The following is a 7,813-nucleotide window of genomic DNA, read 5'->3' on the forward strand; positions in this document are numbered from 1 at the left end:
GGGGCTGCGCGGGCCTGCTGACCGCGGGGCCGCTCGGGCCCTGAGCGGGCTTACTGTCAGCCGGGCCGCTCGGGCCCGGCGGTCAGGACAGGGGCGTTCCGCTCGGGCGTGCGACAGGCGCACTCCGCCCCGGCGTTCGCGGGGCGGAGTGCTCGACGGTCAGCAGGCGACGGGCAGCTCCAGGGTCACCGGGCGCGGGAAGGTGCCCACCGTGGAGACCTCGAAGGTGGCGCGGACGGTGGAGCCGCAGGCGGCGGTGGTGGTGATGCCGCGGACCTCGATGGCGGTCGCGGTGAAGGTCACCCACTGACCCTGGGTCTGGGGCGGGTTGCCGCTGCCCAGGACCTCGGAGGTGAGCAGCGTGTAGTACTGCTTCGGGGTCGGGGCCGGGCTGCCCGGGGAGGGCGGGCCGGCCAGCGAGATCTTGCCGAAGACCTCGACGTTCGAGCCGGTGACGTCCGCGCAGACGCGCGTGTTCACGCCGGCCTGGAGGCCGGAGCTGCCGCACGAGGTGACGGTGGTGGCGGCCGGGGCGGCGGCGACGGTGCCGGTCGCGGCGGCCGGGGCGGCGGTCGCGGCCTGGGCGGGGGCGAGGGTCAGGGCGCCGAGACCCGCGACGGCGGCGGTGAGGACGGCCAGACGGCTCATCGTTGCTTCTCCTTGTGCGAAAGGGACGGTCCTGGTGGCCCGGTCGGGCACCTTGTGTCATGTGATATTTCACGTGGCACTGGAACGGAACCTTAACGGCTCCGGGCGGATTCGCAACCTCCGCACGGCCATCAACATTCGCCTTGCGAGGCAAGGGAGTTGATCGACCATGGAATCGATGGCGGGTAGGAGGCCTCCGCCCCCTCACCCGGCCCGGATTCCGGATCCGACCCGCACCGGGGTACACGCTCCGGGAAGCTCCGTCCGGAAGAATTCCGGAGGACGAGGAAAAAATCACGGCGGGCATGTCGAGAACCGGCGACCGGCTCCGTCCCCCCAGTGAACGCGCCCGCACCGGGCGCACCGCCCAAGGAGCGAAGACATGGCCAAGTACCTTCTCCTCAAGCACTACCGCGGCGCCCCCACCCCCGTGAACGACGCCCCCATGGACCAGTGGACGCCCGAGGAGATCTCCGCACACATGGGGTACATGCACGAGTTCGCGGCCGAACTGGAGAAGACCGGCGAGTTCGTCGACGGACAGGCGCTCGCCCCCGAGGGCACCTTCGTCCGGTACGACGGACCCGGCCGACCGCCCGTCACCGACGGCCCCTTCGCCGAGACCAAGGACCTCATCGCCGGCTGGATGGTCATCGACGTGGACAGCTACGAACGCGCCCTGGAGCTCGCCGGGAAGCTCTCGGCCGCCCCCGGCAAGGGCGGCGAGCCCATCCACGAGTGGCTGGAGCTGCGCCCCTTCCTCTCGGCCCCGCCCACCATCACGGAGTGATCCCGGGGGGCGGGGGGCGGGGGGAGCGGGGGAGGCGCGGACACGCTCCCGCCCCCTGCCGCGCGTCCCGCCCCACCCCCTCCCCCGAACCGCTCCCTTCCCTCTCCCCGGTCCGCACAGGAGGACACCATGCAGGACGCCGTGCGGCACGCCATGGACGATGACGTACTGCTGCGGAGCCTGATCCCCGGAGTGATCGCGGTACTGGTCCGCCGCGGAGCGGACTTCGCGGCCGCGGAGGACGCCGTACAGGAGGCCCTGATCGAGGCCGTCCGCATCCGGTCCCTGCCGGGCTCCGACCACCAGGAGCCCGATCCGGCCCGAGACCCCGATCCGGCGGGGGACGCCGGGGGCGCCGGGGGCGTCCGGAACTCCGCCGCCGTCCGGGAGTCCGCCGCCGTGCGGGACCCGAAGGGCTGGCTGATCGCCGTGGCCTGGCGGCGGTACCTGGACGCGGTACGGGCGGACTCGGCGCGGCGCCGCCGCGAGGACCGCGTCGACCGGGAGCCGGCGCCCGCACCCGGCCCGGCCGAGGACGACACCCTGCGGCTGTACTTCCTCTGCGCCCACCCCTCGCTCACCCCGTCCTCGGCGGTGGCGCTGACCCTGCGGGCCGTCGGCGGGCTCACCACCCGGCAGATCGCCCGTGCCTACCTGGTGCCCGAGGCCACGATGGCCCAGCGCATCAGCCGGGCCAAACGGACCGTCTCCGAGGTGCGGTTCGACCGCCCCGGCGACGTGACCACGGTGCTCCGCGTGCTGTACCTCGTCTTCAACGAGGGCTACTCCGGGGACGTGGACCTGGCCTCAGAGGCCATCCGACTGACCCGGCAGCTCGCGGCCTCGGTGGACCACCCCGAGGTGCCGGGACTCCTCGCGCTGATGCTCCTGCACCACTCCCGGCGCTCCGCGCGCACCACCGCCGACGGCAGCCTCGTCCCCCTCGCCGAACAGGACCGAACCCTCTGGGACGCCGAGGCGGCGGCCGAGGCCATCGGGATCCTCCAGACGGCCCTGGCCCGGGACCGGCTCGGCGAGTACCAGGCCCAGGCGGCCGTCGCGGCCCTGCACGCGGACGCGCGCACCGCGGCGGAGACCGACTGGCCGCAGATCGTGGAGTGGTACGACGAACTCGTGCGCCTCACCGACAGTCCGGTGGTCCGGCTGAACCGGGCGGTGGCGGTCGGCGAAGCCGACGGCCCCCGGGCCGGCCTGGTCGCCCTCGCCGCACTCGACCCGTCCCTGCCCCGCTACACGGCCGTCGCCGCGTACCTGCACGAACGCGACGGTGACCGCGCGACGGCCGCCCGCCTCTACGCGGAAGCCGCCCACCAGGCCCCCGACCTCCCCGAACGCACCCACCTCACCCGCCAGGCCGCCCGCCTCAACGCCGACCTCCGGCCCTGAAACGCAGAGACGCGGAGGGGCAGAGCCGCCAAGGGGGCAGTGGAGCAAGGAGGGACGGCGGTGGGGGCACTGTCAGGGGGTGGGTGGGGTGGGGGTGACGAGGCCGGATTCGTAGGCGGCTATGACGGCTTGGGCGCGGTCGCGGACGGTGAGTTTGGTGAAGAGGCCGGTGATGTGGTTCTTCACCGTGGAGACGCTCAGGCCGAGGGCGGCGGCGATCCCGGCGTTGTCGAGGCCGCCGGCGATGAGGCGCCAGATCTCCTGTTCGCGCGGGGTGAGGTCCTGGGCGGCCGGGCCGGCGGGGGGCGGGGTCGCGGCGGGTCGCGGGGTGCGGACGTAGGTGGAGATGAGGCGGGTGAGGAGGCGCGGGGCGACGGCGGCCTCCCCGGTGTGGACGGTGCGGACGGCCGCGAGCAGTTCCTCCGGGGAGGTGTCCTTGGGGAGGAATCCGCAGGCGCCGGCGCGCAGGGCGGCCACTACGTACTCGTCCATGTCGAAGGTGCTCAGGGCCAGGACCCGGCAGTCGGGGAGGGCTTCCGAGAGCGCGGCGGTGGCGCCGACGCCGTCGAGGACGGGCATCCGGATGTCCATGACGACCACGTCGGGCCGGAGTTCACGGGCCAGGGCGACGGCCTCGGCGCCGTCCCCGGCCTCGCCGACGACCTCCACCTCCGGTTCCGGGGCGAGGATGAGGGCCAGGCCACGACGGACCAGCGGCTGGTCGTCGGCGATCAGCACGCGGATCATGAGGGGTCCTTCCGGTACCGGTGCGGGAGGGGCGGAACGTGGTCAGGCGGCCTCGCGGTCCGTACCGTCCTCGTCGGCGGCGGCCGGGAGGCGGGCGGTGACCCGGTAGCCGCCGGTGCCGTCGGGACCCGTCTCCAGGCTGCCGCCGAGGAGGGCGACGCGTTCGCGCATGCCGATCAGACCGTATCCCGGGCTCTTGGAGGGGCGGACGGAGGGGCCGGAGGCCGAGGGACCGGAGGCAGCGGAACCGAAAGCCGAGGAACCGGAGGCTGAGCAACCGGAGGCCGGGTGGCCGGGGACGGCGGGAGCGACGGGGGCGGGGGGAGCCGCGGAGCCTGCGGCCCGGTCGGCGGCTCCGTCGTCGTGCACCTCCACGGTGAGGTGCCCGGCCCCGTAGGCGAGCCGGACCCGGGCCCGGGCGCCGTCCGCCGCGTGCTTGCGGGTGTTGGTGAGGGCTTCCTGGACCACGCGGAAGGCGGTCAGACCGACGCTCGGCGGGAGGGCGCGGACCGGTCCGTCGACGGTGAGTTCCGTGTCCGTGCCGGACTGCCGGGCCTCCGCGACGAGCCGTTCGAGGTCCGCGGTGCCGGGCTGGGGCGCGGCGGGCGGTCCGGTCTCCGGCTCCTCCCCGGCGCGCAGGACGTCCAGCAGCTGCCGCATCTCGCGCAGCGCCATGCGGCCCGATCCCTCCAGGGTGACCAGGGCCTCGCGGGCGGCCTCCGGGTTCCGGGTCAGGTTGACCCGGGCGCCGCCGGCCATCAGCTGCATGGTGGTGATGTGGTGCGCCACGATGTCGTGCAGTTCGCGGGCGATGCGGCGGCGTTCGGCGGCCACGGCGGCCTCGGCGAGCAGTCGCCGGTGCGCGGCCGCCTCCTCCGCCCGGCGCCGCATCAGCACGCCGGCGCCGGTGACCAGGGCCGTCGCCACCGGATTGCCGAGGGCCGCCGGATCGGAGAGTCCGCCGGACAGGCCGATCAGGGAGGCGGGTACGGTCACGGCCGCCGCCGGCAGGGACCGGCGCAGCGGGAGTTGTCGGGCCACGGTGTACAGCGCGACGGCGAGGGCGGCGGTGAAGTGGCCCTGGAGCGGGGTCGCGAAGTTGAGGTGGATGCCGAGGCCGAGCACCCCGGCCAGGGCGAGGAGCGGGCGGGTGCGGCGGAGGACCAGGCAGAGGGCCGCCAGGACCAGCAGCGCGCAGCCGACCAGGGTCAGCGGCCGGCCCTGGTCGGCCGCGCCCAGCGAGTAGCCGACCAGGTCCACGGCCGCCGCACCGATCGCGACCAGCGCGTCCCCGCGCTCCCAGGGCAAGCGTTCGGCGCCGGGGCCGGGGGCGCGGGCGGGGCCGGCACCGCCGGGGGCGGCCCCCCGCTCCGGATCCGTGCCCGCGCCCGGGTCCCCGACCGCGCTCCTGCTCCCGCCCCGTACCCGCATGCCCTGTCCGCTCCGTCCCGTTCTCGCCCGCCCGTGGTCCACCGTGGGCGTCTCGGTCCGCCCGTGGCCTCCCCGGCCCTCGTGGTCCGCCCGCGCCGGTGCCCGGAGGAGCGCGCGACGGGGGCGGAAGCTCCATTCTCCCCGGCGGGGCGGAGGCGGCGTCCTCCCGGGGGCGGAGGGCCGACCAGTACTCCGGTCCTGGTCGGGAGGGGTGCCGCGGACCGGAGTCCCGTACCCGGGCTCCTCCTGCGCACCGATGATCCGGGGCCCGTCCGCTGATGGTCTGGGAAGGAGTCCGGGAGGTGCCCGGAACCGCCCGCCGATCCGGTGGGCGGAACGTTCGTACGGAGGTCCCGTGATCCGCGCCCTGACCGGCTTCTCGACGCGAAGTCCGTGGAAGGTCATCGCCCTCTGGGCGGTGCTCGGCATCGCCCTGACGATCCTGGGGCAGGCGTTCGTGTTCCGGGCCTCGCAGCCCGGCACGGGCGGGTTCCTGCCCGAGCGGTACGACTCGGCGGCGGCCCTGAAGGTGGCTGAGCGGCACTTCGGGGCGCGGCCCGACGTGGAGCCGCTGACCGTGCTGGTGGCCCGTCGGGACGGGGCGGCGCTGACCGCCGCCGACGAGCGCGGCATCGACGGTCGGGCGGCGGCGCTGTCCCGCCGCTGGATCACGATGCCGCGGGACGAGAAGACCCCGCCGGCGCTGACCGAGGACCACTCCCAGCGCCCGCGCGTGACGCCCGCGCTGACCTCCCCGGACCGCGAGCTGCGGCTGCTGTCCGTGGAGTTGAAGGGCAATCCGGCGGACCCGGGGGTGCAGTCCACGTACCGGGCGTTCCGGGACCAGGCACGTGCGGAGTTCGAGGTCGCCGGTTTGCGGACCGGGTTCACCGGGGGCCTGGCGTCCACGGTGGACGACCAGGACGCCGAGAAGACCCGTTCGATGGTGGTGGGCTTCGTGATGGTCGGGGTGATCGTGCTGCTGCACGTGCTCGTCTTCCGGAGCGTGTTGGCGGCGCTGCTGCCGCTGGTCGCGGTGACGGTGATCGGCGGGGCCGCCATGGGCACCGTGGTGATCGGGGCCTTGCTGAGCGGGATCCGGCTGGCGCCGTCCACCCCCGGGCTGATCAATGTGGTGCTGGTCGGGATCGGTGTGGACTACTTCCTGTTCCTGCTGTTCCGGTTCCGTGAGCAGTTGCGGTCGCATCCGGAGCAGTCGGGGCGGGAGGCGGCCGCGGTGGTCGCCGGCCGGGTGGGTACGGCGATCACCTCGGCGGCGCTGACGATCGTCGCGGCGTTCGCGACGCTGGGTGTGGCCACCTTCGGCCAGTTCCGGGTGCTGGGTCCGGCGATCGCGGTGTCGGTGCTGGTGATGCTGCTGGGCAGCCTGACCCTCCTGCCGGCGCTCCTCGCGGTGTGCGGGCGGCGGATGTTCTGGCCCTCGCGTTCCCTGGACCGGCCCGCGCGGGGCGGGGCCGCGGCCCGGACCGGCGCGTGGACGGTGCGGCGGCCCGCCGCGCTGGTCCTGGTGTGCGTGGCGGTGCTCGGCGCGCTGGCCGCGGGCACGGCCGGGATGCGGATGGACTACGGCGGCCGGGCCGCCGGGGAGGAGCGGACGGCCGCGGCCCGGACCGCCGCCGAGATCGCGGAGCACCTGCCCGCGGGCGTCTCGGATCCGGCCGGGGTCTTCGTGACCGCCGTCGGCGGCGGCCGGGTGGACACGGCCGGACTCGACGGGATGGTCCGGGCCCTCGGCACCGTCGACGGCGTCGGCCAGGTCGCCCCGCCGGTGCTGAGCCGGGACGGACGGGCCGCCCGCATCGACCTCTTCCTCGACGCGGACCCGCTGGGTCAGGAGGCCCGTGACCTGGTGTCGGGTCCGGTACGGGACGCGGTCGCGGCCCACCGGCCGCCCGGCACGGAGGCGCACGTGGGCGGTACGGCGGCGGTGTTCGCCGATGTGGCGGTGGCCGTCGGCAAGGACCTGAAGGTGGTGTTCCCGGTGGCGGCGGCGCTCATCGCGGTGATCCTTTTCCTGCTGCTCCGCAGCCTGCTGGCCCCGGTGGTGCTGATGCTGGCGGTGGGCCTAGGCTTCGCGGCCACCCTGGGTGCCTCCGCGCTGGTCTTCCAGCACGGACTCGGGCGACCCGGCGTGGACTTCACGCTGCCGCTGGTGTTGTTCCTGTTCGTGGTGGCGCTGGGCACGGACTACAACATCCTGGTGACGGACCGGATCCGCGAGGAGATGGCCCGCCCGGGCCCGGCCCGGGCGGCCGTGGCGCGGGCCGTCCGGCACACCGCCCCGGCGATCGCCTCGGCGGGGCTGGTCCTGGCCGCCTCCTTCGCGGGACTCGCGGTGAACCCCGCCCCGGCCACGCAGCAGGTCGGCTTCGCGACGGCCCTGGGCATCCTGCTCTCCGCCTTCGTCCTCTCCATCGCCCTGGTCCCGGCTCTGGCCGCGCTCCTCGGCCGCTCCCTGTGGTGGCCGGTCCTGCGCCGCCCGGTGGGCGACGAGGACGCGACGGGGCACGGCGGAAGCCCCTACGGGGTGTCCGGGGGCGGGGTGAGCGGGGCAGGCGGGTCCGGGGTCGATGTGTCCGGGGCCGGCCACGGGTACCCCTACGGCGGGACCCCGACCGAACCCCGACCGGTGCCCCTTCCCCACGCCCTCCCCCGGCCCGGGGAGCGGACGACCGGGGCCCGCTGAGGCCCCCGCTCCCCCGTGCACCTGTCCCGGCGCGCCGCCCGCACCACATCGCAAGAGCACACGACTCAACTCCACTCACCTTG

6 protein-coding genes are annotated in these 7,813 nt (G+C 75.2%); 3 read left to right on the plus strand and 3 right to left on the minus strand.

From position 1 onward, the window contains the following. Positions 1–159: 159 nt before the first annotated feature. Entirely contained in the window at positions 160–648 is a 489-nt protein-coding gene (locus tag ABTZ17_RS35200; RefSeq protein ID WP_352199884.1) for a hypothetical protein, read from the minus strand. A gap of 382 nt (positions 649–1,030) precedes the next feature. Here ABTZ17_RS35200 and ABTZ17_RS35205 point away from each other — a divergent pair, with 382 nt between their 5' ends. Next, entirely contained in the window at positions 1,031–1,438 is a 408-nt protein-coding gene (locus tag ABTZ17_RS35205; protein ID WP_352199885.1) for a YciI family protein, read from the plus strand. Between the two features lie 129 nt (positions 1,439–1,567). After that, positions 1,568–2,845 (plus strand): RNA polymerase sigma factor, encoded by a 1,278-nt coding sequence (locus tag ABTZ17_RS35210; protein WP_352199886.1) that lies wholly within the window; start codon positions 1,568–1,570, stop codon positions 2,843–2,845. A 72-nt stretch (positions 2,846–2,917) separates the two neighbouring features. On the opposite strand, the gene ABTZ17_RS35215 is transcribed toward ABTZ17_RS35210, so the two are convergent. Together ABTZ17_RS35215 and ABTZ17_RS35220 are read right to left on the minus strand one after the other, a co-directional pair. Then, entirely contained in the window at positions 2,918–3,592 is a 675-nt protein-coding gene (locus ABTZ17_RS35215; protein ID WP_352199887.1) for a response regulator, read from the minus strand. Positions 3,593–3,634: 42 nt separating this feature from the next. Further along, positions 3,635–5,023, minus strand: a complete 1,389-nt coding sequence (locus tag ABTZ17_RS35220) for a sensor histidine kinase (RefSeq protein ID WP_352199888.1) — start codon at positions 5,021–5,023, stop codon at positions 3,635–3,637. 355 nt (positions 5,024–5,378) lie between these two features. On the opposite strand from ABTZ17_RS35220, the gene ABTZ17_RS35225 reads away from it, so the two are divergent. Next, positions 5,379–7,730: an MMPL family transporter gene (locus tag ABTZ17_RS35225; RefSeq protein ID WP_352199889.1), complete on the plus strand. Its 2,352-nt coding sequence runs from the start codon at positions 5,379–5,381 to the stop codon at positions 7,728–7,730. Positions 7,731–7,813 lie beyond the last annotated feature (83 nt).

The organism is Streptomyces sp. NPDC097619 (assembly GCF_040302735.1).
Classification (GTDB): Bacteria; Actinomycetota; Actinomycetes; order Streptomycetales; family Streptomycetaceae; genus Streptomyces.